Source organism: Pandoraea sp. NE5 (assembly GCF_024363545.1).
GTDB lineage: Bacteria > Pseudomonadota > Gammaproteobacteria > Burkholderiales > Burkholderiaceae > Pandoraea > Pandoraea cepalis.
Window position 1 is genome coordinate 2,084,733 of record NZ_AP025517.1, and the last position, 25,669, is coordinate 2,110,401.

Annotated in this window: 25 protein-coding genes and 2 tRNA genes; 13 read left to right on the forward strand and 14 right to left on the reverse strand. The window is 64.2% G+C overall.

Annotated features, from left to right (window positions below; genetic code table 11):
- The first annotated feature begins 191 nt into the window (after positions 1-191).
- Genes aroQ through PanNE5_RS09535 form a run of 3 tightly spaced genes read left to right on the forward strand, consistent with a single transcriptional unit; the run spans position 192 to position 2,906 of the window.
- A complete protein-coding gene (aroQ, locus tag PanNE5_RS09525; protein WP_017234626.1) occupies positions 192-653 on the forward strand; it encodes a type II 3-dehydroquinate dehydratase in 462 nt (153 codons plus the stop codon).
- Positions 654-655: 2 nt separating this feature from the next.
- Positions 656-1,531, forward strand: a complete 876-nt coding sequence (locus PanNE5_RS09530) for a shikimate dehydrogenase (protein ID WP_017234627.1) — start codon at positions 656-658, stop codon at positions 1,529-1,531.
- 22 nt (positions 1,532-1,553) lie between these two features.
- Positions 1,554-2,906 carry an MFS transporter gene (locus PanNE5_RS09535; RefSeq protein WP_026132078.1) on the forward strand — a complete coding sequence of 451 codons (1,353 nt, stop codon included), beginning with the start codon at positions 1,554-1,556 and terminating at the stop codon, positions 2,904-2,906.
- 157 nt (positions 2,907-3,063) lie between these two features.
- Here PanNE5_RS09535 and PanNE5_RS09540 read toward each other — a convergent pair whose 3' ends face one another.
- Positions 3,064-3,744: a TetR family transcriptional regulator gene (locus tag PanNE5_RS09540; RefSeq protein WP_017234629.1), complete on the reverse strand. Its 681-nt coding sequence runs from the start codon at positions 3,742-3,744 to the stop codon at positions 3,064-3,066.
- Between the two features lie 193 nt (positions 3,745-3,937).
- Entirely contained in the window at positions 3,938-5,458 is a 1,521-nt protein-coding gene (locus PanNE5_RS09545) for an aldehyde dehydrogenase family protein (RefSeq protein ID WP_017234630.1), read from the reverse strand.
- Between the two features lie 294 nt (positions 5,459-5,752).
- Between PanNE5_RS09545 and PanNE5_RS09550 the strand changes: the two genes are divergently transcribed.
- Entirely contained in the window at positions 5,753-7,657 is a 1,905-nt protein-coding gene (locus PanNE5_RS09550; protein ID WP_017234631.1) for a sigma-54-dependent Fis family transcriptional regulator, read from the forward strand.
- 30 nt (positions 7,658-7,687) lie between these two features.
- On the opposite strand, the gene PanNE5_RS09555 is transcribed toward PanNE5_RS09550, so the two are convergent.
- A complete protein-coding gene (locus PanNE5_RS09555) occupies positions 7,688-8,152 on the reverse strand; it encodes a CreA family protein (protein WP_017234632.1) in 465 nt (154 codons plus the stop codon).
- Positions 8,153-8,342: 190 nt separating this feature from the next.
- Here PanNE5_RS09555 and PanNE5_RS09560 point away from each other — a divergent pair.
- The 4 genes from PanNE5_RS09560 (at position 8,343) to PanNE5_RS09575 (ending at position 9,604) form a co-directional block, all read left to right on the forward strand.
- Positions 8,343-8,418, forward strand: a tRNA-Ala gene (locus tag PanNE5_RS09560).
- A 17-nt stretch (positions 8,419-8,435) separates the two neighbouring features.
- A tRNA-Glu gene (locus PanNE5_RS09565) sits at positions 8,436-8,511 on the forward strand.
- Between the two features lie 264 nt (positions 8,512-8,775).
- Complete coding sequence (locus PanNE5_RS09570; RefSeq protein ID WP_017234634.1) at positions 8,776-8,994, forward strand: hypothetical protein; 219 nt, start codon at positions 8,776-8,778, stop codon at positions 8,992-8,994.
- Positions 8,995-9,100: 106 nt separating this feature from the next.
- The gene (locus PanNE5_RS09575) at positions 9,101-9,604 is read left to right on the forward strand and encodes a M48 family metallopeptidase (protein WP_026132079.1); all 504 of its coding nucleotides are present in this window, start codon (positions 9,101-9,103) and stop codon (positions 9,602-9,604) included.
- A 91-nt stretch (positions 9,605-9,695) separates the two neighbouring features.
- On the opposite strand, the gene PanNE5_RS09580 is transcribed toward PanNE5_RS09575, so the two are convergent.
- Positions 9,696-10,235: a glycine zipper 2TM domain-containing protein gene (locus PanNE5_RS09580; RefSeq protein ID WP_017234636.1), complete on the reverse strand. Its 540-nt coding sequence runs from the start codon at positions 10,233-10,235 to the stop codon at positions 9,696-9,698.
- 487 nt (positions 10,236-10,722) lie between these two features.
- Positions 10,723-11,199, reverse strand: coding sequence for a CBS domain-containing protein (locus PanNE5_RS09585; protein ID WP_017234637.1), 477 nt, complete (start codon positions 11,197-11,199; stop codon positions 10,723-10,725).
- Between the two features lie 586 nt (positions 11,200-11,785).
- Here PanNE5_RS09585 and infA point away from each other — a divergent pair.
- Entirely contained in the window at positions 11,786-12,007 is a 222-nt protein-coding gene (infA, locus tag PanNE5_RS09590) for a translation initiation factor IF-1 (RefSeq protein WP_017234638.1), read from the forward strand.
- A 297-nt stretch (positions 12,008-12,304) separates the two neighbouring features.
- Here the strand turns inward: infA and PanNE5_RS09595 are convergent, their stop codons facing one another.
- The 3 genes from PanNE5_RS09595 to PanNE5_RS09605 form a co-directional block, all read right to left on the reverse strand.
- Entirely contained in the window at positions 12,305-12,601 is a 297-nt protein-coding gene (locus PanNE5_RS09595) for an acylphosphatase (protein ID WP_026132080.1), read from the reverse strand.
- Positions 12,602-12,715: 114 nt separating this feature from the next.
- Positions 12,716-13,828 (reverse strand): metallophosphoesterase, encoded by a 1,113-nt coding sequence (locus PanNE5_RS09600; RefSeq protein WP_261939829.1) that lies wholly within the window; start codon positions 13,826-13,828, stop codon positions 12,716-12,718.
- 187 nt (positions 13,829-14,015) lie between these two features.
- Complete coding sequence (locus tag PanNE5_RS09605) at positions 14,016-14,396, reverse strand: nucleotide pyrophosphohydrolase (RefSeq protein WP_150563340.1); 381 nt, start codon at positions 14,394-14,396, stop codon at positions 14,016-14,018.
- 168 nt (positions 14,397-14,564) lie between these two features.
- Here PanNE5_RS09605 and PanNE5_RS09610 point away from each other — a divergent pair, with 168 nt between their 5' ends.
- From PanNE5_RS09610 to PanNE5_RS09625, 4 genes are all read left to right on the forward strand, one after another.
- Positions 14,565-14,912 (forward strand): 2Fe-2S iron-sulfur cluster-binding protein, encoded by a 348-nt coding sequence (locus PanNE5_RS09610; protein ID WP_017234642.1) that lies wholly within the window; start codon positions 14,565-14,567, stop codon positions 14,910-14,912.
- Between the two features lie 63 nt (positions 14,913-14,975).
- Entirely contained in the window at positions 14,976-16,643 is a 1,668-nt protein-coding gene (gene ettA / locus PanNE5_RS09615; protein ID WP_017234643.1) for an energy-dependent translational throttle protein EttA, read from the forward strand.
- Between the two features lie 167 nt (positions 16,644-16,810).
- A complete protein-coding gene (locus PanNE5_RS09620) occupies positions 16,811-17,608 on the forward strand; it encodes a 3-hydroxybutyrate dehydrogenase (RefSeq protein WP_130027320.1) in 798 nt (265 codons plus the stop codon).
- 99 nt (positions 17,609-17,707) lie between these two features.
- Positions 17,708-18,889 carry a patatin-like phospholipase family protein gene (locus tag PanNE5_RS09625; protein WP_261939672.1) on the forward strand — a complete coding sequence of 394 codons (1,182 nt, stop codon included), beginning with the start codon at positions 17,708-17,710 and terminating at the stop codon, positions 18,887-18,889.
- A 117-nt stretch (positions 18,890-19,006) separates the two neighbouring features.
- On the opposite strand, the gene PanNE5_RS09630 is transcribed toward PanNE5_RS09625, so the two are convergent.
- The 6 genes from PanNE5_RS09630 to PanNE5_RS09655 form a co-directional block, all read right to left on the reverse strand.
- Positions 19,007-20,632 carry a chemotaxis protein CheW gene (locus PanNE5_RS09630; protein WP_261939673.1) on the reverse strand — a complete coding sequence of 542 codons (1,626 nt, stop codon included), beginning with the start codon at positions 20,630-20,632 and terminating at the stop codon, positions 19,007-19,009.
- Positions 20,633-20,649: 17 nt separating this feature from the next.
- Positions 20,650-21,156, reverse strand: coding sequence for a chemotaxis protein CheD (locus PanNE5_RS09635; protein ID WP_261939674.1), 507 nt, complete (start codon positions 21,154-21,156; stop codon positions 20,650-20,652).
- Positions 21,140-21,982, reverse strand: a complete 843-nt coding sequence (locus tag PanNE5_RS09640; protein WP_261939675.1) for a CheR family methyltransferase — start codon at positions 21,980-21,982, stop codon at positions 21,140-21,142. The genes PanNE5_RS09635 and PanNE5_RS09640 overlap by 17 nt, the downstream gene beginning before the upstream one ends.
- A 108-nt stretch (positions 21,983-22,090) precedes the next feature.
- Positions 22,091-23,935 (reverse strand): methyl-accepting chemotaxis protein, encoded by a 1,845-nt coding sequence (locus PanNE5_RS09645; RefSeq protein ID WP_261939676.1) that lies wholly within the window; start codon positions 23,933-23,935, stop codon positions 22,091-22,093.
- Between the two features lie 728 nt (positions 23,936-24,663).
- The gene (locus PanNE5_RS09650; protein WP_017234650.1) at positions 24,664-24,957 is read right to left on the reverse strand and encodes a hypothetical protein; all 294 of its coding nucleotides are present in this window, start codon (positions 24,955-24,957) and stop codon (positions 24,664-24,666) included.
- 88 nt (positions 24,958-25,045) lie between these two features.
- Positions 25,046-25,660: a UbiX family flavin prenyltransferase gene (locus tag PanNE5_RS09655; protein ID WP_017234651.1), complete on the reverse strand. Its 615-nt coding sequence runs from the start codon at positions 25,658-25,660 to the stop codon at positions 25,046-25,048.
- Positions 25,661-25,669 lie beyond the last annotated feature (9 nt).

The following is a 25,669-nucleotide window of genomic DNA, read 5'->3' on the forward strand; positions in this document are numbered from 1 at the left end:
AATTATAGTAACTAACTAGATGGTTAAAATTATAGTTAACCCCAGATGACGCCCGACGTTTTTGTTCTCAGAATCGGTGGCCTGATGAGCGTGAATCGGTGCTGTGCCGCCGAATGGCGACCCGCCTCGACCCTCCCCTCTGAGTGCCGGAGGGTGTCGCGCCAGCAGGTAACGTGAAGAGGAGTGAAGGGATGTCGAATGGAATGAGGCCGTCGGTATGGGTGCTGAACGGGCCAAATCTGAACATGTTGGGAACGCGTGAGCCGACCATCTACGGCTCGGAGACGCTTGCCGATATCGAGGCGAAATGCCGTCGCGTCGGCGACGCACTGGGCGTGGACATTCGTTTCCATCAATCCAACGCCGAGCACCAGATCATCGACTGGATTCATCAGGCCCGTGTCGAAGCGCACGGTATCGTGATCAACCCCGCCGCCTACACGCATACGTCGGTCGCCATTGGCGACGCGTTGCGCGCATCCGATCTGCCTGTCGTGGAGGTGCATCTCTCGAACGTGCACCAGCGCGAGGCGTTTCGCCATCGTTCCTATGTGTCCGCGGTGGCGCGCTGCGTGATTTGCGGCGCGGGCTCCGACGGTTACGAGTATGGCTTGCGCTACCTGGCCAAGCTGCTGGGCGACGCGACGGAGTGAGTATGAAGAACGATCTGCGAGTCGAGCCGAAGTCGTGGCTCATCGGCCTCATCGGCGACGGCATCGGTGCCTCGATGTCCCCGGCCATGCACGAGGAGGAGGCGCGCCGCATGGGCGTGTCGTATGTCTATCGCCGTATCGATATGGCGGAACTCGGGCGCGGCGCCGCGGACCTGCCGGCCACGGTGAAGGCGCTGGAGGCGGCGGGCTACGATGGCTTCAACGTCACGTATCCGTACAAGCAGGCCATCATCGCGCAGCTCGACGAGTTGTCCGAAGACGCGAAAGCGCTCGGTGCCGTGAACACGGTGGTGTTGCGAGGCGGGCGCCGGATCGGCCACAACACCGACTGGTCGGGCTTCTACCGTGCATTCCGCGAAGGCATGCCGGGCGACGTGGCGATGGCGCGCGTGGCGCTGATCGGCGCCGGTGGCGCGGGTTGCGCCGTCGGTCATGCCGCCATGAAGCTTGGCGCGCAGGAGCTGCGAGTGTTCGATGTCGACGCCGCGAAGGCCAACCACCTTGCGCAGGATCTCGCGGGGCGCTTCCCGAAGGCGCGCGTGCTGGCCGTCACCAGCATTGCACAGGCGCTGGACGCGGCCGACGGCGTGATCCACGCGACCCCCACCGGCATGACCAAGCTACCGGGCATGCCGATTCCGGCGACGTTGCTGCGCGCCGCGATGTGGGTGGCCGACATTGTGTATTTCCCGCTGGAAACCGAACTGATCCGTACCGCCCGGTCGGTGGGCTGCCGCACGCTCAACGGCGGCGGCATGGCCGTCTTCCAGGCGGTGGATGCCTACGAGATCTTTACGCGGATGGCGCCGGATCCCGATCGAATGCTCAATCACTTCCGAAGTCTGCTGTCGAGCTGATACCCTTTCCCTAGGAGGAGACATGTCTTACCCATCACAAAGCGCCGGATCTCAAGGCGTAGAAGCACGAGCGAAGGGCGGCCCGAACGTGGCGGCCGGTACGAAACGAACCAACGCGCGCTACAAGATTCTCGCGCTGCTGGCGATCGGCACCATGATCAATTACCTCGATCGCACGGTGCTGGGCGTTGCCGCACCGCAGCTGACCAAGGAGTTGGGGCTGTCGGCCGCCGTCATGGGCATCGTGTTCTCGATGTTCTCGTGGAGTTATGTGCTCGCGCAGGTACCGGGCGGCATGTTCCTCGACCGCTTCGGCAGCAAGATTACGTACTACCTGGCGATGACGCTCTGGTCGATCTGCACGCTCGCGCATGGCCTCGTCACCGGACTGTCGGGGCTGATCGCCTGCCGGCTCGGACTGGGGCTGGTCGAAGCGCCTTGCTTCCCGGTCAACAGCCGCGTCGTTGCCACATGGTTCCCGCAGACCGAGCGCGCGATGGCGACCGGCACCTATACCGTTGGCGAATACATCGGCCTGGCGTTCTTCTCGCCGGTGCTCTTCGCCATCACGGGCGCCTTCGGCTGGCGCGTGTTGTTCATCACCGTGGGTGTAGCGGGGGTGTTGTTCGGGCTGGTGTGGTGGCGTTTCTACCGTGACCCGCAGGATCACCCGGGGGCCAACGCCGCCGAGCTGGCCTACATTCGCGGCGATGAAGCGGCCACGCCGGCGGTTGCCGTCGAACGGCAGCCGTTCAGTTGGAATACGGTCGGTCAGCTGATTCGTCGCCGCCAGTTGCTCGGCATCTGTATCGGCCAGTTCGCGGGCAACTCGACGCTCGTGTTCTTCCTCACCTGGTTCCCGACGTACCTGGCGACCGAGCGTCACATGGGCTGGCTCAAGATCGGCTTCTTCGCCATCCTGCCGTTCATCGCGGCATCGGTGGGGGTGATGTTCGGCGGCTCGCTGTCCGACTGGTTGCTGCGTCGTGGCCTCTCGGCCAACGTGGCCCGCAAGCTGCCGATCATCGCAGGGTTGCTGGGCGCATCGAGCATCGTGGCGGCGAACTATGTCGACAACAATGCCGTCGTCATCGCGATTCTGTCGGTAGCGTTCTTCGCGCAAGGCATGGCGGCGCTGGGCTGGACGCTGGTCTCGGACATCGCGCCGAAGCACCTGTTGGGCCTGACGGGCGGTATCTTCAACTTCGCGGCGAACCTCGCCGGTATCGTGACGCCGCTCGTGATCGGCTTCATCGTCGCCGCAACCGGATCGTTCGTCTGGGCGCTCACGCTCATCGGCGCCATCGCGATCATCGGCGCGCTGTCCTATATCTTCGTGGTGGGGGACATCAAGCGGATCGATCTGGCAAGCTGATCGACGTGGCACGCCAATGAAACGCCCCGGCACGCCGTCAAGGCGTCCGGGGCGTTTCGCATGTCTTCGACCACGGATCGAATCGAGCGAGTGCGCAATTGGCGTCGTGTGATTCGCGCGATGGCCGGGCGATTAACTGTACGCGCGATGCTACCGCTCAGGCGGCGACGTAACGCTGCACGACGTCGACGAGCGTGTCGCGATGCTGCGTGCGCAAGCGCGCGTGAGACGGGTCTCGCCCGAAGGCCGCCGCCCATGTGTAGCGGTTCGAAATGCGATGGAAGCAGAACGAGCTGATGATGAGGTGCAGGTCGACCGCGTCGATGCCCGCGCGGAACTCGCCGGACGCGGTGCCGCGCGCGAGCAACGATTCCAGCGTGTTGATGATGGTGGCGTTGCGGTTCTTGAACGTCTTGAGTTGCTCGACGTACTTCGCCTGATGAATGTTTTCGATGGCCACGAGGCGCACGAAGTCGCGATGCTTATCGTGGTAATCAAACGCGAACTCGACCAGTGTGCGCATGCCCTCGGCGGGATCCATGGCATCGACGTTCAGTGCCTGCTCGAGTACGCGGATGTCGCTGTACACCTTCTCGAGCACGGCTTCATACAGCTTCTCCTTGCTCTCGAAGTAGTAATAGATCATGCGCTTGGTCGTGTGCGTGCGCTCGGCGATCGCATCGACGCGCGCGCCCGACAGACCCATCGTGGAAAACTCGTGCGTCGCGATATCCAGAATGTTCTGCTTGGTCTGTTCGGCATCGTACTTGCGCCGGCCGTCGGCGGCGGGCGCCGCCGCGACAGACCCCGGACTCTCAGATTTCACCGCGCGCTTCATAGCTATTGGCTGGCAACGAAAATGAGAATGTTAGCACGCAACAATCTCGGCCAACGCCCCGTGTCGCCAGCGTCGTCGATGCCTGCAATCCCTTGAGCGTCCGGCACAGCGGCGCCTCGATCGCTGCCCGTTCTGCCGGCTCATCGCATGGCGCGCGGGTCAGCGCGCCATGCGTCGCACATCGCCCGATGACTCAGAAGAAGCCGAGCGGATTGACGTCGTAGCTCACCAGCAGATTCTTCGTTTGCTGATAGTGATCGAGCATCATCTTGTGCGTCTCGCGGCCGATACCGGACTTCTTGTACCCGCCGAACGCGGCGTGCGCCGGATAGAGGTGGTAGCAGTTGGTCCACACGCGTCCGGCCTGAATGCCGCGGCCCATGCGATACGCGCGATTGATGTCGCGTGTCCAGACCCCGGCGCCCAAGCCGAACTCGGTGTCGTTCGCGATCGCCAACGCTTCCGCTTCGTCCCGGAACGTGGTCACCCCAACGACCGGGCCGAAGATCTCTTCCTGGAATACGCGCATGCGGTTATCGCCCTTGAGCAACGTCGGCTGAATGTAAAAGCCCGACGCCAGCGGTCCGCCCAGCGCTTCGATGCCCCCGCCCGTCAACACCTGTGCGCCTTCCTTGCGGGCGAGATCGAGATACGTGAGGATCTTGTCGTACTGCTGCTGCGACGCCTGCGCGCCGACGGCCGTGTCGGTATCGAGCGGATCGCCGCGCTTGATGCGCGCCACCCGCGCCATCACCACTTCCATGAAGGGCTCGTAGATCGATTCCTGCACGAGTGCCCGCGACGGACACGTGCACACCTCGCCCTGATTCAGGAAGCCCAGCACGAGACCTTCGGCCGCCTTCTCGATGAACGCCGGCTCGCCGTGCATGATGTCGTCGAAGAAGATATTCGGCGACTTGCCGCCCAGCTCGACCGTGCTCGGGATCAGGTTGGCCGCCGCCATCGACAGAATGTGGCCACCGACCGGCGTCGACCCGGTGAACGCGATTTTCGCGATGCGACGGCTCGTCGCCAGCGCTTCCCCGGCTTCCTTGCCGAAGCCCTGCACGACGTTGAGCACGCCGGGCGGCAGCAGATCGCCGACCAGCTCGGCGAACAGCGTGATCGAGAGCGGCGTCTGCTCGGCAGGCTTGAGCACGACGCAGTTTCCGGCCGCGAGCGCCGGCGCGAGCTTCCACGCAGCCATCAACAGCGGGAAATTCCAGGGAATGATCTGTCCGACGACACCCAATGGCTCATGAAAGTGATACGCGGCCGTGTGCTCGTCGATCTCGGCGGCGGTGCCCTCCTGCGCGCGAATGCAACCGGCGAAGTAGCGGAAGTGATCGATCGCCAGCGGCAGATCCGCCGCGAGCGTCTCGCGCACCGGCTTGCCGTTGTCCCACGTCTCCGCCACGGCGAACCGTTCGAGGTGCGCTTCGAGCCGGTCGGCAATCTGCAACAGAATGCGCGAGCGCGCCTGCACCGACGTCTTCCCCCATTTGGGCGCCGCCGCGTGTGCCGCATCGAGCGCCAGCTCGATATCCGCCCCGTTGGAGCGTGGGAACTCTCCGATAACACCGCCGGTGACGGGCGATGTGTTGGTGAAATAACGGCCTTCCACGGGCGGAACGAACTTGCCGCCGATGTAGTTCTCGTAGCGCGTCTGCAAAGTCAGCAGGGCACCGGGGGTGCCGGGCGGGGCGTATCGCATGGTGTGTCTCCGGATAATTGTCGTGTCGGTGGCGCGGCGGCCACACAGGGCAATAAGCAAGTCGCGGGCCACCCGGGGCCGGTCGCCGATTCACGGGCCAGACGCCGGTTCGACAACGGGCGATGTGTGCCGAATCCGAGACAGGGTTGTCTCGTGCCATGACACGGTTGTCTCATCCTCATGACAGGCAATCGCCCAATGGCCATCGATTGACATACCGCATTGCAATCGCCTCCGGCATGGGACATGCTTCGGGAACGACTACGAGATCATCCGGCACGGGGGAGACGACCAATGCCAGCCAAGACAGAATCCGCGCACGCGCGTCGTGTGCAGGATGTCGTACAAGGTCACCTGTCGTCCGTCGCGACGGCGACGGACCCGAACATCGCGAGTTCATGGCGCCGATGTCTCGACACCTACGCGCTCGATCCGGGGGCGCGCATGACGCCGCGGGTGTTGGCGTCGTCGCAACTGCGTGAGCGGCGCAGCGCGATGGAGCGGCTGTGTCATGTCTCCATGCCGGTGCTCGAGCGTTTGCAGCGTCAGTTGATGAATCCGCGCCAGGCCGTGCTGCTCACGGCCCCTGACGGCGTGATCCTCGACTCCCGGCTGCACGACGACACGCGCGACGACTTCCACCGCGCAGGCTTGTGGCCGGGCGCCGACTGGAGCGAGTCGTGCGAAGGGACCAACGGCATCGGCACCTGCGTGGTCGAGCGTGCGCCCGTCATCATCTGCCAGCAAGATCACTTCCGCGCGCTGCACACGCCGCTCACCTGTACGGCAAGTCCTGTCTTCGCGCCGCAAGGGGACTTGCTTGCCGTGATCGATGTCTCGTCGACGAGCGCCGATGAGACCCGGCAAAGCCAGTTTCATACGCTGGCGCTCGTGAACCTGTCGGCCAAAGTCGTGGAGCGCGACTATTTTTTCCAGCACTATCGCGACGAGTGGCTGCTGCAGTTGCAGGAACCTGGCGACCATTTGGGTGACTTCGCGCAAGCATTGCTTGCGTTCGACGACGCCGGCCATATTCTCGCTGCCAATCAGAGCGCACTGAATCGCCTCGGCGCGACGCGCGACGCGCTGGTGGGCACGCGCGTGGATCGATGGTTCGCGCAAGCGCTCGACACCCTGCTCGCGCAAGCGCATCCGGCGCCGAGTGCGTGCTGGCCGATTCGGACGCATACGGGCGAGGCGCTGGTGGCGATGGTGCGTTCGCCGTTGCGTGCGGCGCGCCGGGCAACGCGTGCGGTGAGCGTGCCGCATGAGGTGGCGGTCGAGCCGTTTTCCGATCCGGTGCTGGCGCGTGAATTTTCGCGTGCGTGCCGCGTTTTCGCGCATGACGTGCCGGTGCTGATTCGCGGTGAGACCGGCAGCGGCAAGGAAGTCTTCGCGCGCGCCGTGCATGCGGCAAGCGCACGGGCCAGCGGCCCGTTCGTGGCGTTGAATTGCGCGGCGATTCCGGAGTCGCTGATCGAGAGCGAACTGTTCGGCTACGTGGGCGGCAGCTTTACCGGGGCGCGCAAGGAAGGGATGGCCGGAAAGCTATGGCAAGCCAACGGCGGCACGCTGTTTCTCGACGAAATCGGCGATATGCCGTTCGCCATGCAAACCCGTTTGCTGCGCGTGCTCGAAGACCGCAGGGTGTCGCCGCTCGGCGGTGGCGAACCGGTGCCGCTCGATATTCGCGTGCTCAGTGCAACGCACCGAGATCTGTCCGAACGGATTGCCGAGCGGCAGTTCCGCGAAGATCTTTTCTATCGGTTGAGTGGCCTCGAGGTTCGCGTGCCGTCGCTGCGCGAGCGCGACGACAAAGTCGACGTGATGCACACGCTGCTGGCGCAGGCCTGCCCTCAAGGTCCCATCGGCCTGACGGACGCCGCGCGGGATCGGCTGTGCGCGTATCCGTGGCCCGGCAATGTGCGTCAGATGCGCAGCGTGATTCGAACGCTGGTCGCGCTGAGCGAGCGCGGCGTCATCACGCTGGACGACCTGCCGGACGCATTGCGCGACGCATCGGGGCTTCCCCCGGTCGACCCGCCGGCGGAGGCGCCCCTGGAAGCGGCGGAACGCCAGGCGTTGCGCACAACACTTGATGCCTGTCAGGGGCAGGTCAGTGCCGCAGCGCGCAAGCTCGGCGTGAGTCGGAATACGCTTTATCGAAAGTTGAAGCGATTCGGCCTGCTGCGCGGATAACACCGGTCGCGCAGCCGCCGAGCGGGGCATTCACTTCATCGGGATCGGCGTTGCGCGATCCACGGGAACGGCGGTCACGCTGTTCTGCGGGGAGCCGTCGATGAGCTTGTCGGAGTAGGTGAGATAGACGAGTGTGTTGCGCGCCTTGTCGACCATGCGCACGATGCGCAGCTTCTTGAAGAGCGGAGACAGGCCTTCCGAGAAGACTTCTTCCTTCTTGGGCAGTGTCCCTTCGAACGACACCGGCCCGACCGAACGACAGGCAATCGAGGCTTCCGCCTTGTCTTCCGCAAGCCCGACCAGGCCTTTGAGTCCACCGGTTTTTGCGCGCGACACGTAACAGGTCACGCCATGTACCTTCGGATCGTCGTAGGCATCGACGACAATCTTGTGATCCGGCCCCACGAGCTTGAACGCGGTATCGACGTCGCCGATCTTCTCGGCATGCGCCCAACTCGTGGCGACCATTAGTGCCAGGGCGGCGGCTTTCTTCATGAGAATGTCTTCCGTCAGGAGTCTACGGCGGCTGCGACCGCATCCGCCACGCGTCGCCCGAGTCGGGCGCCGTGCGGCCGATTCTACCCGCGTCGCGCGATCTTCAACATCCTGCCAGGGCGCCTGCCGTGCTGGGGTCGAGCAGTTGCCGGTCGCGATCAAATGCGCTATAGTCACGCCTCTTCGCGCGGGGGGTATAGCTCAGCTGGGAGAGCGCTTGCATGGCATGCAAGAGGTCAGCGGTTCGATCCCGCTTACCTCCACCAAACGAATGACGGTTTACGTCCCCTTCGTCTAGAGGCCTAGGACATCACCCTTTCACGGTGAGTACAGGGGTTCGAATCCCCTAGGGGACGCCATCTCACGGCAGCGGTGTGACATCGACACATCGACGCCCGCCGGCGTCAGATTCGGCAAATCGCATCATGAAGCCGGCTGTCTTTCACGACATCCGGCTTCTTGCGTTTACGGACGGTCTTTCGCGAAGGGCGGCAAGATGGCGACGTGCGCCGCCGTGTGCGGCAGGCCGCGGCCGTTGCCCGGTGTCAGGGGATCAGCGGGCGTTGCCGGTACAATACCGGCTTTGCGCACGCCATGTCGACGCGCGCCGTGGTGAATTCCTCATGAGCAAACCTGCCCTCACTCTCAAGTTCAAGTGCACCCAGTGCGCCAAGCCGGTCACGTTGTATCTGCAGAAGACGACCGCGTGTTCGCACATCACGCCGTATCAGGGCTGGTGCAAGTGCGGTCAGTTGATGCGTCATGCCACGGGCGACAAGAGCGCAGTGGCGTCGTTCGTCGACTCGATGGACCCGCTATGGTCGCATCACCATCACCATTGAGCGCTGCGCCCCGCATTGTGCGTGCCGCCAGTGCGGCCCGAGCCGGCGGGGTGTGCCACCCATGACATCCGTGCTCACGCCGTGGCGTCCCGCGCCGAAGGACCCCATGCGCTTCATTGCGGCCTATCCGGCGGGCGTGCTGGCACAAGTGCGCGAACTGATCGACGCGGGCCAGCTGGCCGCGCATCTTGACCGGCGCTATCCCGAGCGCCACACCGTGCAGACGGACCGCGCGCTGTACGACTTCACGGCGCAAATCAAACAGGACTACTTGCGCAGCGCACCGCCCATCCACAAAGTCGCTTACGACGCCAGGATCGACGTCGTGCATCATGCGCTGGGGCTGCACACGGCGATTTCGCGGGTGCAGGGTGGAAAGCTCAAGGCCAAGAAGGAGATTCGGGTCGCCTCATTGTTCCGCGAAGCCCCGCCCGAGTTTCTGCGCATGATCGTCGTGCACGAACTCGCGCACCTCAAGGAAAGCGACCACAACAAGGCCTTCTATCGCCTGTGCGAGTTTATGGAGCCTCGGTACCGTCAACTCGAGTTCGATACACGGCTGTTTCTCGTTCGGCGCGAGATCGAGGCGGCCTCACCCGCTGACGATTGAGCATTGCGCGCGGGTCAAACGACAACGCCCGCCGGCATGACACCGGCGGGCGTTGTTTTTGGCGATTGCCGTTGCTATAACGCGCGAGCGATCAGTACGGATACACCATATCGTTCGCGACGGCGGCCCGCTGGCCCTGCTGAACGCGCAGCGGCGGCGCTTGCGTGACCGTCGCGACGCGACCGTCGTCCAGGCGCACGGTAATGCGGTACAGCACGTTCGGCTGACCCATGCCGTTCTCGATGCGATTCCCGGCGATGGCGCCGATCACGGCACCCCCGATGGTGGTCGCAGTGCGCCCACGCCCGCCGCCCATCGTATTGCCGAGCAGGCCGCCCGCCGCGCCGCCGAGCACCGTCCCGAGGATGTTCGGGCTGTTATTGGCGCCGTTCACTTGCTCGATCGATTCGACGCGGCCATACAGTGCTCCCGGAATCTGCTGCTGTTGCGGCTGCTGATACCCCTGTTGGTAGCCCGGCTGCTGCTGATAGCCCTGTTGATACCCCGGTTGCTGATAGCCCTGCTGGTATCCCTGTTGCTGATACCCATACTGCGGGCCCGGTGCAACGCAACCGGCCAGCATGAGGGCGGCCAGTGCCGCGCTGATTCCCGTAAGTGTCTTGATGTTCATTTTGGTTCGTCCTCGTGAGCGTGAGGTAAATGCGCCATCACCGACGTTCGCGGTGACACTGCGCACCCTGTGGTGAGTCTATTGCGACCACGACGCGGAATGTAGGGTTCCGCAGACCTTTGTGCTGTAAGAAAAGGTAAGCGTTTGTAATGGCGTGGCGCGTACCGCGACGACGGTTTCAGGCGCATTGTCGCCCTTTCGGGGCGCCCATCGATTATCGTCTCGCCAGACGAGGCATGCGGGCATGTTCTGCACATGCGTCACGAAAAGTGGGAACTTACTAACGATTTACGATTTGAGCGCTGTTTGAGGTCGTTATCCAACAGGGGGGCGGCCGCTCCTGACCGCCGAGGCGACGATGCCACGGGCCTGCCCGTGAGCGGGCGGGGGCGTCAGGCGGGCGGGTGCCGACATTTTGAGGCGCGACCCGAAAAAAGCGCCTCGAATGAGGCGCTGTATCCCTGATTGCGCTGCCGTGATCGTCAGGTCAGCTCGGCCGCGACGGTGTGCGGCCCGCCAGCGCGGCGCCACCTCCCATGATGTAATTCTCCAACTGGTCGATGGTGAACTGCTGTTCAGTGATGATCGCCTTGACCAGGTCGCCGATGGAAAGCAGGCCCATCAGTTCGCCGTCTTTCATGACAGGCAGGTGACGAATGCGATGTTCTGTCATCAGCGACATGCATTCGTCGTTGGTCTGCTCGGGGCCGACGTAACGCACGGCTGAGGTCATGACGTCGCGCACCGGGGTATTGACTGAGGTGCGCCCCATGAGGGCGACTTTTCGCGCGTAATCGCGCTCGGTGAAGATGCCGACGATCGTGTGATCGTCTTCGCTGACCAGCACCGCCCCGATGCGTGCTTCGGCCATCAGGGTCAAGGCATCGAGTACCGAATCGGACGGGCGCACCTTGTACACCGTGTCGACCGATTTGGACTTCAGGATCTGAGCGACTGTTTTCATGGTCATCCTCCTGCGGGCTGCGGGTACTTACAGCATAGTTGAGGGCGGACCGCGCGTCATGTTCGCGTTGTCCCCGAGTGAATCCGCGCGCGGCAGACCCGCGCGGGCGCCACGACCGGCCACTTTTTGTGCATTGCGGAACCCAGCGGTGGCCGGGGCCCTCCAGATTGTTGCCCGAATGCCATTTTTTTCCCACGAGCAACGTAGAAAGGCGTATCCTAGCGGGATCGGCGAAAATTCGTCGATCATCGCCTGACGATCGCGAAAAGCTTTATCGGCGTCGCTGACAACCATGTCTTGCGAGCCGGATCACTCGCTGTGCCGATGGCGCAGACCCCACGGTCTTCGCCCTCCCGACACACACTGCTCGTCATTGTGGCACTGCCGCAATGTGCCTTGCTCCTTCGAACCATCGCCGCGTTTCGGTGCACCGCCATGCTGTCATGGCCAGTCCACCGGGTAGGCTCCTTTTGGCGTTCGATGTGCACCCGGTCACCGCCAGGGTGCGGCGACGGTATTGGCGAACGAACCTTCAGTAACATCGGTGCTGCGCTCTCGCGAGCGGTACCCTCAAGAGGACACGATATTGGCCAAGGAAGAACTGATCGAATTCAGCGGACACGTTTCGGATGTATTGCCGGACAATCGCTTTCGCGTCACGCTCGAAAACGGCGTGGTAGTGATGGCATATGCGAGCGGCCGTATGCAGAAGAACCGCATCCGCATTCTCGCGGGTGACCGCGTGACGCTGGAAATGTCGCCCTATGACCTGAGCAAGGGCCGCATCAACTATCGTCACAAGAATTAAGTCAGCGAAAACGTCTGGCTTTTGCGCGTCGCAAGGCATCGCCTCGACGCGCACGGAAGCGATGCGCGGCGACCCGACGGTCGGTCGCTGCCCATCACTTCGCATTTTCTGCCGAATTTCCCCTCGCGTTTCCCTTCACATTCCCCCTCGGATTTCCCCTCCCGAGTTGTTGCCCGGATAGTCCCCGTATTGCTCGCAGAACGTGCTGCCTGAGCGGCCGCCCGAGCGTCTGCCATTCGCACCCGCCCGACGTCAGCGAGGCATAGGCGAGGCCGGCGGTGCGCGGGTGTCGTGCTGTCAGAGTTGCTCGAAGCGGTCGAATCGGCGGCCCGTGTATTCCACTTCGCTTTCGAAAGCCGTCACGCGCGCGCCAGGCGGGCCGTGCCGCATCCATTCGAGCATTTTGTCGACTTGATCGGGCGTGCCTTGCACCAGCGCGAGAATGTCGCCCTCGGGCAGTGCCTGCACCCAACCGCGCACGCCAATCAGGTGCCCTTCGCGCACGGCCGCCTGCCGGTACCCCACGCCTTGAATCTTGCCGCGCAAACGCACGGCAACGGTTTCTAGCGTGGAACTGGGTGAGAGTGACTTCATGGCGGCGAGCAGCGGAAAAAGCAACGACAAGGATTCGAAAGACGAGCCTTCAGGGAAGCGGCGATTGTAGCGCCATCGTTTGACGCTTGCCCGCCCGGTTGTCCGTGCGCGCGCTCAGTCCTTGCCCGTGACCAGCCGCAGACGCGTGATCTCCGACGGGGCGCCGAAGCGCTTGGGTGGCCCCCAGTAGCCGGTCCCCCGACTGACGTAGATGGCCAGCCGGCCGAGCCGGTGCAGGCCATGCACGTAAGGCTGTTGCAGCGGCACGAAGTACATCCACGGCCAGAACTGCCCGCCGTGCGTGTGTCCCGAGAGTTGCAGGTCGAAGCCGGCTTCCTGCGCCGCCGGCGCGCTGCGTGGCTGATGCGCGAGCAACACACGCGGCACGCCTTCGGGGGCTCCGGCCACGGCCGCGAGCGGGTCGCTCGACTTTTCCGGGTCGAAATGGTGCGCGGTGAAGTCGGTCACGCCCGCCACAGTCAGCGACGCGCCTTCGTGAGCGAGCACCACGTGTTCGTTTTCGAGCACCGTCAGGCCGATGCGCCGCAATTCTTCGACCCAGGCCGGCGCACCCGAGTAGTACTCGTGGTTGCCGGTACATACGTAGGTGCCGTGGCGCGAGGTAAGCTGCGCGAGCGGTGCGATATGCTCGCGCAAGGCGGGTACCCCACCGTCGACCAGGTCGCCGGTAATGGCGATGAGATCGGGCGAGAGGTCGTTGGCCGCCTCGACGATGGCCTCGATATAGCTGCGGCGAATCGTGGAACTCACATGAATGTCGCTCAACTGCACGATCGTGAATCCGTGGAGTTCGGGCGGCAGGTTGGCGATGGGTACGTCCACGTCGACCACGCGCGCGAGGCGTCGTGCATTGTAGAAGCCCAGCAACGTGGCGATGGCGGTGAGCATCAGCACGATCACCGCCGAGCGGACGACGAGTTGCGCGTCGAGTGCCGAGATGAGCATCGCCACGCCGAGCACGACGTCGCGCAGCACCGTGAGCACGAACAGTGTCGAGAAGATGCCGATGGCCGTCATGCCGGTCCAGGTCAGCAGCGTCGCGAGCGGCTCCCGTTGGATCGCGCGGCTCATCAGACCGAGCGGAATGAGCGCGACCGAGGCGGCGAGCCACAGTCCGCCCACCACCTTCCAGCCGACGGCGACCGGTAACGGCGTAAGCAAACGCCAGCCAATGTAAGCATGCAACAGCGCGATGAGCGCGAGCATCAACCAGCGCGGACGCGCGGGCAGGGTGCGCCGTGGCGATTTACCGTGCGCGTGGGCGGCGTCTGGCGAGGGGCGGGATGCGGTTGAAGCGTGTGGGGTTTGCGACATGGCGTTGACTGTTCGAAATTCGGGGGCGGACGAGCTCACTATCGGGGCGCGCGTCGCAATCGCAAGGGCGGCAGACGAATTACGCAGGCGGTGCCGGGTATTTCTGCGCGTTCATGACGAGCTTGTCTGCCACGGCGCGGTTCAGGTCGACACCAAGGACCGATGACAATCGCACGAGATACATGGCGATATCGGCCAGTTCCTGCTCGACGTGTCGGGCTTCGGTCGTCTGCATGACGGTCTGGGCTTCGGCGTCGGTCTGCCACTGGAAGATTTCGACCAGTTCCGCCACTTCGACGGACAACGCCATCGCGAGGTTCTTGGGCGTGTGGTACTGCTGCCAGTGTCGCGCATCGGCGAACGCCTGCAGAGCCGTTTCCAGTCCGGCCGTCTCGATGAGACGCGCGTGGGGGGCGTCGACGTTACCTTGTGCAGAAGCTTCGTTCAGAGCAGCGGTCATGGGGTGCGAAGTTCGGAGAAGGTCCAGAGGCGACCCACTGGCAGCCGGCGGGCCGACGGCGGACTGGGCAAACGCGACAAAAAGCTGTGCGAACGGAGTATGGTAGCGCGTTGGCGCTGGATGCGCCGTGCACCATCCTCGTTCCTGTCCCTCCCGAGCTCGTCACCCTTGGACCGTTTCACGCCCGACCCCGCGCCATCCGACGCAAAGCCCGAGCCGGTCTCCTGCCGCGTCACGCTCGTGCCGTCGGGCTGGCACTTCGACGCCCCGGCCGATACGCCGATTCTGCTCGCGGCGCAATCCGCCGGCATCAAGCTGCCGAGCCTGTGCCGCAACGGCACCTGCCGCGCCTGTCTCTGCCGGGCCCAGACCGGCGGCGAGCCCGCCCCGGTGGCTTACCGCATCGCGTGGCCCGGGCTGTCGCGCGAGGAGAAAACCGACGGATGGCTGCTGCCGTGCTGCGCCTATGCCCGTGCTGACCTCGTCATCGACGCGCCCGACGCCACGCTTTGTTAAACTTGGCGCTATCTGACGCTCGCCCCCGAGCCGACATAACCGATTCAGGATCAGGAAAGCCGAATGGCACAGTACGTATTCAGCATGAACCGCGTGGGCAAGATCGTGCCGCCCAAGCGTCACATTCTCAAGGACATCTCCCTGTCGTTCTTCCCGGGCGCCAAGATCGGCGTGCTGGGCCTGAACGGTTCGGGCAAATCGACCCTGCTCAGGATCATGGCCGGCGTCGACAAGGAGATCGAGGGCGAAGCGGTCCCGATGCCGAACCTGAACATCGGTTATCTGCCGCAGGAGCCGCAACTCGATCCGGAGCAGACCGTGCGTGAAGCCGTTGAAGGCGGCATGGGCGAAGTCTTCGAGGCCCGCACGAAGCTCGACGAAATCTACGCCGCCTACGCCGAACCGGACGCCGACTTCGACGCGCTCGCCGCCGAGCAGGCCAAGTACGAAGCGATTCTCGCCGCGAGCGACGGCAACAACATCGAACAAACGCTGGAAGTGGCCGCCGACGCGCTGCGTCTGCCGCCGTGGGACGCCAGGATCGGCGTGCTCTCCGGCGGCGAGAAGCGCCGCGTGGCATTGGCACGTCTGCTGCTCTCGAAGCCCGACATGCTGCTGCTCGACGAACCGACCAACCACCTGGACGCCGAATCGGTCGATTGGCTCGAACAATTCCTCACGCGCTTCCCGGGCACTGTGGTGGCCGTCACCCACGATCGCTACTTCCTCGACAATGCCGCCGAGTGGATTCTCGAACTCGACCGCGGGCAAGGCATTCCCTGGAAGGGCAACTACAGCTCCTGGCTCGACCAGAAGGAGCAGCGCCTGAAGCAGGAAGAGGCAACCGAGTCGGCGCGTCAGAAGGCGCTGCACAAGGAACTGGAGTGGGTACGTCAAAACCCGAAGGGCCGTCAGGCGAAGTCGAAGGCGCGTCTCGCCCGGTTCGACGAACTGAATAGCCAGGAATACCAGAAGCGCAACGAAACCCAGGAAATCTTCATCCCGGTGGGTGAGCGTCTGGGCAACGAAGTCGTCGAGTTCAAGCACGTGTCGAAGGCGTTCGGCGACCGTCTGCTGATCGACGACCTGAGCTTTAACGTGCCGCCGGGCGCTATCGTCGGCATCATCGGCCCGAACGGCGCCGGTAAATCGACCTTCTTCAAGATGCTGACGGGCCGCGAGCAGCCGGACAGCGGCGAGATCAAGATCGGGCCGACGGTCAAGATGGCCTATGTCGACCAGAGCCGCGACGCGCTCGATGGCAGCAAGACCGTGTTCGAAGAGATCGCGGGCGGTGCCGACATGCTGACGGTGGGCAAGTATCAAACGCCGTCGCGCGCCTACATCGGGCGCTTCAACTTCAAGGGCTCTGACCAGCAGAAGCAGGTCGGGTCGCTCTCGGGCGGTGAGCGCGGGCGCCTGCACATGGCCAAGACGCTGATTTCCGGCGGCAACGTATTGCTGCTCGATGAACCGTCGAACGATCTGGACGTCGAAACCCTGCGCGCACTCGAGGACGCCCTGCTCGAGTTCGCCGGGTGCGTGATGGTCATCTCGCACGACCGCTGGTTCCTCGATCGTATCGCCACGCATATTTTGGCCTTCGAAGGCGACTCGCACGTCGAGTTCTTCCCGGGCAACTATCAGGAATACGAGGCGGACAAGAAGAAGCGCCTTGGCGAGGAGGGCGCAAAACCGACGCGAATCCGCTACAAGCCGATCGCGCGGTAAGGCACGAGAGGGCGCCGCAAGGCGCCTTTTCTGTTTGAACGACGGTTCGGCCGAGCGCATGACAAGTGCGTGGCAGTAGGCCGGCTGTCATTACCCGTGTTCGACGTGCCATGCCGGCGCCCGGTGCGCCGCATGACCCGCCATTTTGACGAATCAGGAGTGTGCAAATGAGCCAGTCAGTGAATCAGTTGAATGGGAAAGTCGCCGTGGTGACCGGTGCCGCCAGCGGCATCGGCCGCGAAATTGCGCTCACGCTCGCGCGTGCCGGTGCGGCCGTGGCCATTGCCGATCTGAACCAGCAGGGCGCGGACGCCGTGGCGCAAGAAATCGAGGCCGCCGGTGGCCGCGCCATTGGCGTGGCGATGGACGTGACCAGCGAAGAGGCGGTGAACAGCGGCATCGACAAGGTGGCGGCGACCTTCGGGTCGGTCGACATCCTGATCTCGAACGCGGGCATTCAGATCGTCAATCCCATCGAGAACTATTCGTTCGCCGATTGGAAGAAGATGCAGGCGATTCACGTGGACGGTGCCTTTCTCACGACCAAGGCGGCGCTCAAGCATATGTACAAGGACGACCGCGGCGGCATCGTCATTTACATGGGCTCGGTGCATTCGCACGAGGCGTCGCCGCTGAAGTCGGCCTACGTGGCGGCCAAGCACGCGTTGTTGGGGCTCGCGCGCGTGCTCGCCAAGGAAGGCGCGAAGCACAACGTGCGCTCGCACGTCATCTGCCCGGGCTTCGTGCGCACGCCGCTCGTCGACAAGCAGATTCCGGAGCAGGCCAAGGAATTGGGGATTTCGGAAGACGAGGTCATCAAGAAGGTCATGCTCGGCGGTACGGTCGATGGCGTATTCACCACGGTCGACGACGTTGCGCAAACCGCGCTCTTCCTCGCCACATTCCCGACGGCCGCATTCACCGGCCAGTCGTTCGTGGTGAGCCACGGCTGGTTCATGCAGTAACGCGCGGACGGTGCGGGGGGCGCCGGCCGCGCCATGCGCCGGCGCCGTCCCGTTCGGTCGCGCTTCGATTCAGCCTCAGACAGCTTCAGGAGAACGGTCATGACGGCCAACCCGCCGAAAGTCCCCAAACGTGCCATCGACCTCCCACCTTACGAGACGGTCGCGCTCGTCTTGCAGGGTGGTGGTGCGCTCGGGGCCTATCAGGCAGGCGTATACGCCGGTCTGTTCGAGGCCGGCATCGCGCCGAACTGGATTGCCGGTATTTCCATCGGGGCGCTCAATACCGCGATCATCGCGGGCAATCCCCCCGAGCGTCGTGTGGCACAGCTCGAAGCGTTCTGGCGCACGATCTGCGAGCCCGCTGTTTTCCCGCCGTTGCCGGCACCGCTGGAGGCGGCCATCCTCAATGGCCCCGAGACGGGACGCATCGCCTACAGCGCATGGCAGGCATGGCGCGCCGTCGCCGAAGGCCAGAAGGGCTTCTTCACGCCCCGCTGGCCACAGCCGTTGCCCGCGGCGATGGGCGACCCGGCGCACGCAAGCTACTACGACACCACGGCGCTGCGCGGCACGCTGGAGCGTTTCGTCGACTTCGACCGAATCAATGCATGCGAGACGCGCGTGTCCGTGGGCGCCGTCAATGTGCAAACGGGCAATTTCGTCTACTTCGACAACACGCGTGAAAAGCTGCGTGCGGAGCATTTCATGGCATCGGGGGCCTTGCCGCCGGGGTTTCCCGCCGTGGAGATCGACGGACAGTATTTCTGGGACGGCGGCCTTGTGTCGAATACGCCGCTCTCGGAGGTGCTCGGCACGTCGCCGCGCCGCGACACGCTCGCGTTCCAGGTGGATCTGTGGAGTGCGCGCGGGCCACTGCCTGACAATCTGAACGATGTCGCGGGCCGCCAGAAGGACATCCAGTTTTCGAGCCGTACGCGCTTGGTGACCGACAACCTGCAGCGCGCCCAGCACTATCGTCGCGTGTTGCGCGAAGTGCTCGAGCGTGTGCCGGCCGACGTTCGCGCGCGCGATCCGTGGTGTCACGCGGCGCAGGAGATCGCCTGCAGCAAGCGCTATAACGTCATCCAGCTCATCTATCGCAACAAGGAAAACGAGGGGCACTACAAGGACTATCAGTTCGGGCTCGCGACCATGCTCGATCACTGGGCAAGCGGACTCGACGACGTGCGCCGCACGCTCACGCATGCCGACTGGCTGTCCATGCCCGACGACACCTCGGGCTTCGTCACGCACGACATCCATCGTCACGAAGTCGTCTGACCCGTCGTTAACGGGCCTTATCCCGTTCGAACTACCCCTGTGGCGTGCCCCCCGACACGCCACAGGGTCCCGCGACCGGCTCGTGCGAATCGCCGGCACTTCGTTGAACCGATCCGCTCACACCGCCGACTGCGCAAGCGCCGTCGCCATCCGCTGCTTGAGCGGTTGCAGATCGAGCAGCATGGCCGTGCGCGCGGTGCCGTCTGCGGCGGGCAGCTCGACGGCTTCGCGCATGTCGTTGCGCATTTCGTGCGTGGCGCGTCCGAGCAGCATGGCGGGCACCGGCAGCTTGTCTGCCTCGTCGAGCGTGACGATGTTCTCGATGGCGTCGACGAGCAGCCCGAGCTTGTCCTTTCCATGTTCGATGACGAGAATCTTGCGCGCCTGCGCATCGTCCGGGGGCGGCATGCCGTACAGCGTGCGCAGATCGACGATGGCCACCAGTTCGCGTCGCAAATTGAGCATGCCGCGTACAAAGGGCGGTGCGCCCGGCGCGGGCATGATGTCCGCCGAGTCGTGAATGATCTCGCGCAACTGATCGAGACGCACGGCCAGCATGTGTTGCAGACGGAATGACACATACGCGTGGCGCGTGCCGCGTGACGACCTGACCCCGGTGCGGCGCCATGCCGAATCGCCTGGCGTCGCGCGCTGTGCGCTGTCCGTCTCCCGGTATAGCTCGCGATGGCCGCGCGTGAGCTCGAGCACCTGCGAATGCGTGAAGAGTTCGTCGGCGTTGAGCAGCACGATGTCGTCGGCTTGCTCGCGCGCGATGCAGCCCGAGAAGAGCTGCGCGTGCGAGGCGCTGAAGGACGGCATGGCGAGCAACTCGTCGGCGAAGTACGTCACGATGCTGTCCACGGCGTCCACCAGCAGACCGAAATGCACGTCTTCCTGCTTGACGATCAGAATCCGTCGCGGATCCGACGCCGTGCCCGCGATTTCGGGCTCGGGGCGGCAAGGGTGCAGGCCGAGGAAGTGAGCGAAGTCGATGACCGGCACGACGGTGCCGCGCAGATTGAGCATGCCGACGCAAAACACGCTGGCGAGCGCCGAATTCTGCAAGTCGGGAATACGGATGATTTCGCGAATCGCACTCATCGGCAGCGCCAGGCGCGATTGCTCGACCGTGAACGACACGCATTGCAGGCGCTGACGCTGCTGGCGGCGCTGTGGCGCGCTCAGCGCCTGACGCGCGAGCAATTGCGGCATGTTTTCGATGCGCACGAGGGCACGCGGCGCGAGAATCTGCAGGATGCGGTCGCCGTCGTCGAGCTTGATGGCCCCGCAGACGACCTGCGGCGCCGTGTGCGACGGGTCGTATTCGAACCCGGTGCGCTGCGATGCGCGCACGCGCAGTATCTCGCTCGTGGTGTCGAACAGCAATCCCACCCGTACGCCCTCGACGTCGACAATCGCAATCTTCTCGCTCGCGGGTGCCGGCCTGTCCCGCGCGTCGGCGACCATCGCCAGTAGCGGCTTGAGATCGACGATGGGAATGAGCGTGCCGCGCAGATTGAACAGGCCAAGCAGAAAGGGCGGCGAGAGCGGCACGGGCGTGACGCGCGCCGGATAGTTCACCACCTCCTGCAATGCCGCGATGGGCAGCGCGAATTCCACGTCGCCCAGATGAAACGAGCCGAAGACTTCGACGTCGTCCGGCGTTGAAGCGCGCGGCAGCACCGGGGTGTCGGCGACGGCGTCGCGCTGCGGAAGCGGAAATTCTGGTTTCGGTGCATTCATGATGGTGGTCCCGGGCGTCAGAGAGCGGGCGAGGTCGGTGCCGCCGCCGCCCCATGGGTACCGATCGTGCGCACATGAAAAGTGTGGTGCGCGCAGTGGATCGTCAGTTGCCGACCGATTTCGCCGCCGACCTCGACGTGCACGATCGGAATGCCGGTCTCGGCCATCAGGGACTGTGCCATCGCGGCGTTCGCCACGCCGATCAGCCCGTGCCGGGCGGGCGGCTGGTGCGGCATCATGTTGCCGCCGCCCGCGATCACCGCCTCGATTTCGCTGCGGCGTGCGTGGTCCGCCCGCATCAGCGCGAGGAGCGACGGCACGGCTTGCGTGACGTACTTCGCCCCGATAGCGAAGGTAGGGTTCGGCGCCTCGGGCAACAGGCAGTGCGCGAGGCCGTAGAGTCCGCGCGCGCGCCACATCAGACCGATACCCACGCACGAGCCGAGGGTGGCGCGCAGCACGTCTTCGCCGCGCCCGATGCGCACCTCGCCCATCAACACCTGGATGTCATGCGACGGCCCCATTCGATGCCCCCTGGTTCCGGTAAATGAGCGGTTGCTCAAACTGGTAGCCGGTCGAGAGCCGCGTCAGCGACTCCGATTCCCCGACAATCAACACGCCATCGGGGGTCAGCGTGTGGCGTACGTTCTCGAGAACGCGTTCTTGATCGGCGGATTCGAAATAGATCAGTACATTGCGCAGCATGACGAGATCGAACGCGTCGCGACGTGGCATGCGCTGGTACAGGTTGTGCTCGGCAAACGTGATGTGCGCCCGCAGTTCGGGGGCGACGGTGAAGCCGCCGGCGCCCGGGCGGAAGTACTTTGCGAGCATGGCCGGACGCTGCTGTTTGAGCCCGTCGATGCTGCGCCCGCTGAAGTTGCCGGCCATGGCCACCGCCAGCACCTGGCTCGAAATATCGGTGGCGTGAATCTGGTACTGAAAGCCGCTGTGCCGAGCGCGGAATTCCTCGCAGAGCATCGCGGCGGAGTAGGACTCCTCGCCGGAAGACGCCGCTGCGGACCACATCCGGAACATCCGGCCGGGATTCGCGGCATGCCAGCGCGGCAGGTAGTGTTGCGCGAAATAATCCCAGACGCGCGGCGTGCGAAAAAACGTGGTCTCGTTCGTCGTGACCAGGTTCACGAAGTTGCGCACTTCGTCGGGCGTGTTCTCGAGCAGCGCCAGATAGTCGCGGTAGCTGCACAGCGAGAGCGTGCGCAGACGCGGGCGAATACGGCCCTGCAACATCGTCCACTTCTTCTCGTTCATCGAGATGCCGGTGTGCCGGTGGACAGCGCGCAGAAGCGCCTGCTGGGTACCGGGATCGGCGTCGGCTTCGATTTCCATATCGGCCCCTCGTGGCGGACGTGTGATCCGGCGCGGCACGAACGACCGCAACCGGGAGATCCCGGCGAACGGCCCGGGCCGATGCCCGTGGTGTTCGCCGGATGGGGCTTACACCTTGAATCGCGACACGGTCTGGTCGAGGTCTTGCGCACCGTGGTTGAGTCCGGTGGTCGCCTGCGCGATGGTCTCGCAGGCGCCCGCGGATTTCTCCGTCTCTTCCGCCACGTGCTGAATGGCAAGGCTCACTTCGCGAGCGGCAACGAGTTGCTCTTCCGCCGCGCAAGAGATTTCGGAGATCGCCTGCGTGGTACGCGATACGCCGCCGACGATCTTCTCGAACGCCTCACCGGCCTGTCGCGACACGTCGCTGCCCTGCGCCACGCGCTTGGTAGACTCGTTGATCAGCTTGGAGATTTCCTTGGTCGCCTGCGACGAGCGTTCGGCGAGCTTGCGCACTTCGTCGGCCACGACCGAGAAGCCGAGGCCGTGTTCGCCGGCGCGGGCCGCCTCGATGGCCGCGTTGAACGCGAGCAGGTTGGTTTGCCCGGCGATCTCGCCGATCACTTTCACGATCTCGCTGATGTCTTCCGACGACTTGTTGATCAGCTCCATGGCTTCGACCGACCGCGCGATCGCACGGGCGCCGGTTTCGGCTTCCTGTTGCGTTGCCTTGGCGAGCTGGTCGGCACCCTTGGTGTTGTCCGCAATCGAGTTGATCGATGCCGTCAGCTCCTCGATCGACGCGTTCATTTCCTCTACCGTAGCACCGAGCGCTTGTGCGCCGGTGGCGACGGTATTGGCACGGTCGGCGATATCGCGCGAGGCGCCCGAGAACTCGCCCGCCGATTTGACCACCTTGCCGATCACCCCGCGCAAGTCGTCCATCATGTGGCGAATGCCGTCGGCCAACTGGTCGATGGGGTCGTTGCCCGCCACGGCGATCTCGCCCGTGAGGTCGCCCGCCGCCGCGCGATTGACCGTGTCGAGCAGCAGCGCCACCTTGCGCTGGTCGTCTTCGGCGCGGCGCTTCACGCTCGCTTCCAGTTCGACCTGCTGGGTGATATCGGTGGCGAACTTCACAACCTTGTAGGGGCGGCCGCTCGCGTCGAGGATCGGGTTGTAAGTCGCCTGGATCCAGACTTCCCGCCCGCCGCGCCCGATGCGCTTGTAGCGGCCCGCGTCGAACTCGCCACGATTGAGCTTCCCCCAGAAATCGCGATAGGTCGGCGACGCGGCGTAGTCCGCCTCGCAGAACATGCGATGGTGTTTGCCGCGAATCTCGTCGAGCGAGTAGCCGAGCGTGTTCAGAAAGTTGTCGTTGGCGGCGATGACCGTGCCGTCGAGGTTGAATTCGATGACGGCCTGGGCGAGGTCCATGGCGCGCACCTTACCTTCGAATTCGGCCTGGCGTGCGCGATCCGCCGTGATGTCCGTGGCGAACTTGATGACCTTGTACGCGGTGCCATGGGCGTCGAACACCGGGTTGTACGACGCGCGGATCCACACCTCGCGGCCGCCTTTGCCGATGCGCTTGTATTCGCCGGCGTCGAGCTCGCCGCGGCCCAGCTTGGCCCAGAAGTCGCGGTACGCACCGGACGCCACGTAGTCGGACTCGCAGAAGATGCGGTGATGCTGCCCCCGTATTTCGTCGAGTTGGTATCCGACGGTCTGCAGGAAATTCTCGTTGGCGTGCAGGATCTGACCCTGCAAATCGAACTCAATGACGGCCTGCACGCGATTGAGCGCCGCGCTGACGGCCTGTAGTTCCTGTTGTTCCATCTGTAAATCAGGCGTGGCGATTTCCATGACGTTCTCCCTTGATACGCTTGCCCCGGCGCGTGTCGTGCGGCCGTCACGAAAGGGATGCTGCGCTAACGCTGCGTTGGCGTGCAGTCCTCTATAGACGCGATTACGACAGGGAAGGCGGCAACTTGAGATCGGGCCTACCCGCATGGCGTTTGTTGCCGCGAACGGTGAATTCCGTCGAAAGCCGCGCCAAATAAGACGCTCACGATAAAGCAACCGTGTGAGAAGTCGACGCGCTTATGTCGTCGATACATTTCAAACGCTCAAATGAAGTGGAATTCGGAGGAGGCTTGCACAGTGGGCGATGCAGGCAAGGCGCGCGACCCGGTGTTGGGCTTCCGGAGGCATGCAGGGCGGAGGATCGGGAAAAAGCCCTCCTCCCGCGTCTGAAACGGGAGGAGGGGTAGACGCAAAGTCGCTCTCTTCGGGGCATTTGAAAGAGCGACCTTCAATCTTCACGCAAGCCTCGTGCCAGATGCGCCGACACTGGAAACCCGCGTCGCTATTGATGCGTGGGGGAGCGCAGTGGGGCGATGTTACGGTGTCCGGTCTGATCTGTTACGTAACAAAGTGCGACGCGTTCGCCGTTTTGGCAACCTTCGCTTACACGGCTTACAGACGTGTGATGGGATTCCTGCCAGCGCGGCGATATAAAGAAGGCGAGCAGAGTCACGTTTCCCCTTCCAGGAGTCAGATCATGAAGTTAGTCGTTGCTGCGCTACTCGCCGTCACGCTTGCCGGGTGCGTTGTCGTGCCGGCCCAACCGTATTACGGCGGGGGCTACGGCCATCGGTGCTGTTATCGCTATTGATCGATGACGCGATTCACGAATGACAAAAATGAAGCCCCGCCGGTTCGACCTTGCGGGGCTTTTTCTATCGTCGCTCGTGATCACGCGGGGCGAGGAAGCTCGCGGGGCGGCGTGGGCGGCGCGACGATGCTGCGAAGTACGAAGGGCGCCGCAAGTCCTGCGTGTCGTTCGGTGAGCGCCAGTAGGGCGTGCGCGGTGTGCCGAGCAGGTCGCCTGGACGATGGGGCGACAGCGGGGGCACCGACGCGGGCCAGACCATCTGACGCCAACGGGCACCGGCAGGCACTACGAGAATCAGCAGGACGAAAACGAGCGTCACGACGGCATAGACGACAACAGGCGAGAGGTGGGTCTCCATCACAAACTCCAGTCGCAAAGATGTCACGCCACGGGAATGCGGTTCGGCAGGCAGCGCGTGGCGCTTTCACTATAGGCCATGGCGGCGCTCACCGATCCTGAGCGTCGGTCTCCCTGCCCAGGCCGCTCCAGCTCGTGGCGACGGGGGGCGCGATCCCGAACAGATCGATCACGCGTGCAACCGTGTCGTCGACCATCGCGTCGAGCGATGCGGGGTGGTTGTAGAACGCGGGAAGGGGCGGGTAGACGATGCCCCCCATTTCCGTGACCGCCGTCATATTGCGCAGATGCGCGAGGTTGAAGGGCGTTTCGCGCACCATCAGCACGAGGCGGCGCCGCTCCTTGAGCGTGACGTCGGCGGCGCGTGCGATCAGGTTGTCCGACAGCCCGTGGGCAACGCTCGCGAGCGTTTTCATCGAGCAGGGGGCCACGACCATGCCCGCCGTGGCGAACGAGCCGCTGGCGAGGTTGGCGCCGACTTCGCGCACGCTGTGATACGCATCGGCCAGTGCCTGCACGTCGGCGCGTTCCAGGCCCAGTTCGTGGCGCAATGTCAGCCAGCCCGCACTCGACACCATCAGGTGGGTTTCGACGCCACCCATCGCGCGCAGTCGCTTCAGCAGGCGCACGCCATAGACGGCACCGGTCGCGCCGGTGATGGCAACGACCAGACGCGTGGGCTGCGAGGCTCCCGTCGACACCATCGTCAATCA

Bases quoted from the DNA above. Each gene is read 5' to 3' on its own strand.
- PanNE5_RS09620 (WP_130027320.1), top strand. From the start codon at position 16,811: ATGAGCCAGTCAGTGAATCAGTTGAATGGGAAAGTCGCCGTGGTGACC.
- PanNE5_RS09625 (WP_261939672.1), top strand. From the start codon at position 17,708: ATGACGGCCAACCCGCCGAAAGTCCCCAAACGTGCCATCGACCTCCCA.
- PanNE5_RS09580 (WP_017234636.1), bottom strand. From the start codon at position 10,235: ATGAACATCAAGACACTTACGGGAATCAGCGCGGCACTGGCCGCCCTC.
- PanNE5_RS09595 (WP_026132080.1), bottom strand. From the start codon at position 12,601: ATGAAGTCACTCTCACCCAGTTCCACGCTAGAAACCGTTGCCGTGCGT.
- PanNE5_RS09635 (WP_261939674.1), bottom strand. From the start codon at position 21,156: ATGGGGCCGTCGCATGACATCCAGGTGTTGATGGGCGAGGTGCGCATC.
- PanNE5_RS09570 (WP_017234634.1), top strand. From the start codon at position 8,776: ATGAGCAAACCTGCCCTCACTCTCAAGTTCAAGTGCACCCAGTGCGCC.
- PanNE5_RS09605 (WP_150563340.1), bottom strand. From the start codon at position 14,396: ATGACCGCTGCTCTGAACGAAGCTTCTGCACAAGGTAACGTCGACGCC.
- PanNE5_RS09530 (WP_017234627.1), top strand. From the start codon at position 656: ATGAAGAACGATCTGCGAGTCGAGCCGAAGTCGTGGCTCATCGGCCTC.
- PanNE5_RS09575 (WP_026132079.1), top strand. From the start codon at position 9,101: ATGCGCTTCATTGCGGCCTATCCGGCGGGCGTGCTGGCACAAGTGCGC.
- PanNE5_RS09555 (WP_017234632.1), bottom strand. From the start codon at position 8,152: ATGAAGAAAGCCGCCGCCCTGGCACTAATGGTCGCCACGAGTTGGGCG.
- aroQ (WP_017234626.1), top strand. From the start codon at position 192: ATGTCGAATGGAATGAGGCCGTCGGTATGGGTGCTGAACGGGCCAAAT.
- PanNE5_RS09655 (WP_017234651.1), bottom strand. From the start codon at position 25,660: ATGGTGTCGACGGGAGCCTCGCAGCCCACGCGTCTGGTCGTTGCCATC.
- PanNE5_RS09550 (WP_017234631.1), top strand. From the start codon at position 5,753: ATGCCAGCCAAGACAGAATCCGCGCACGCGCGTCGTGTGCAGGATGTC.
- PanNE5_RS09600 (WP_261939829.1), bottom strand. From the start codon at position 13,828: ATGCTCGCGCTCATCGCGCTGTTGCATGCTTACATTGGCTGGCGTTTG.
- PanNE5_RS09650 (WP_017234650.1), bottom strand. From the start codon at position 24,957: ATGGAGACCCACCTCTCGCCTGTTGTCGTCTATGCCGTCGTGACGCTC.
- PanNE5_RS09535 (WP_026132078.1), top strand. From the start codon at position 1,554: ATGTCTTACCCATCACAAAGCGCCGGATCTCAAGGCGTAGAAGCACGA.
- PanNE5_RS09585 (WP_017234637.1), bottom strand. From the start codon at position 11,199: ATGAAAACAGTCGCTCAGATCCTGAAGTCCAAATCGGTCGACACGGTG.
- PanNE5_RS09645 (WP_261939676.1), bottom strand. From the start codon at position 23,935: ATGCGGGTAGGCCCGATCTCAAGTTGCCGCCTTCCCTGTCGTAATCGC.
- ettA (WP_017234643.1), top strand. From the start codon at position 14,976: ATGGCACAGTACGTATTCAGCATGAACCGCGTGGGCAAGATCGTGCCG.
- PanNE5_RS09640 (WP_261939675.1), bottom strand. From the start codon at position 21,982: ATGGAAATCGAAGCCGACGCCGATCCCGGTACCCAGCAGGCGCTTCTG.
- PanNE5_RS09545 (WP_017234630.1), bottom strand. From the start codon at position 5,458: ATGCGATACGCCCCGCCCGGCACCCCCGGTGCCCTGCTGACTTTGCAG.
- PanNE5_RS09630 (WP_261939673.1), bottom strand. From the start codon at position 20,632: ATGAATGCACCGAAACCAGAATTTCCGCTTCCGCAGCGCGACGCCGTC.
- PanNE5_RS09540 (WP_017234629.1), bottom strand. From the start codon at position 3,744: ATGAAGCGCGCGGTGAAATCTGAGAGTCCGGGGTCTGTCGCGGCGGCG.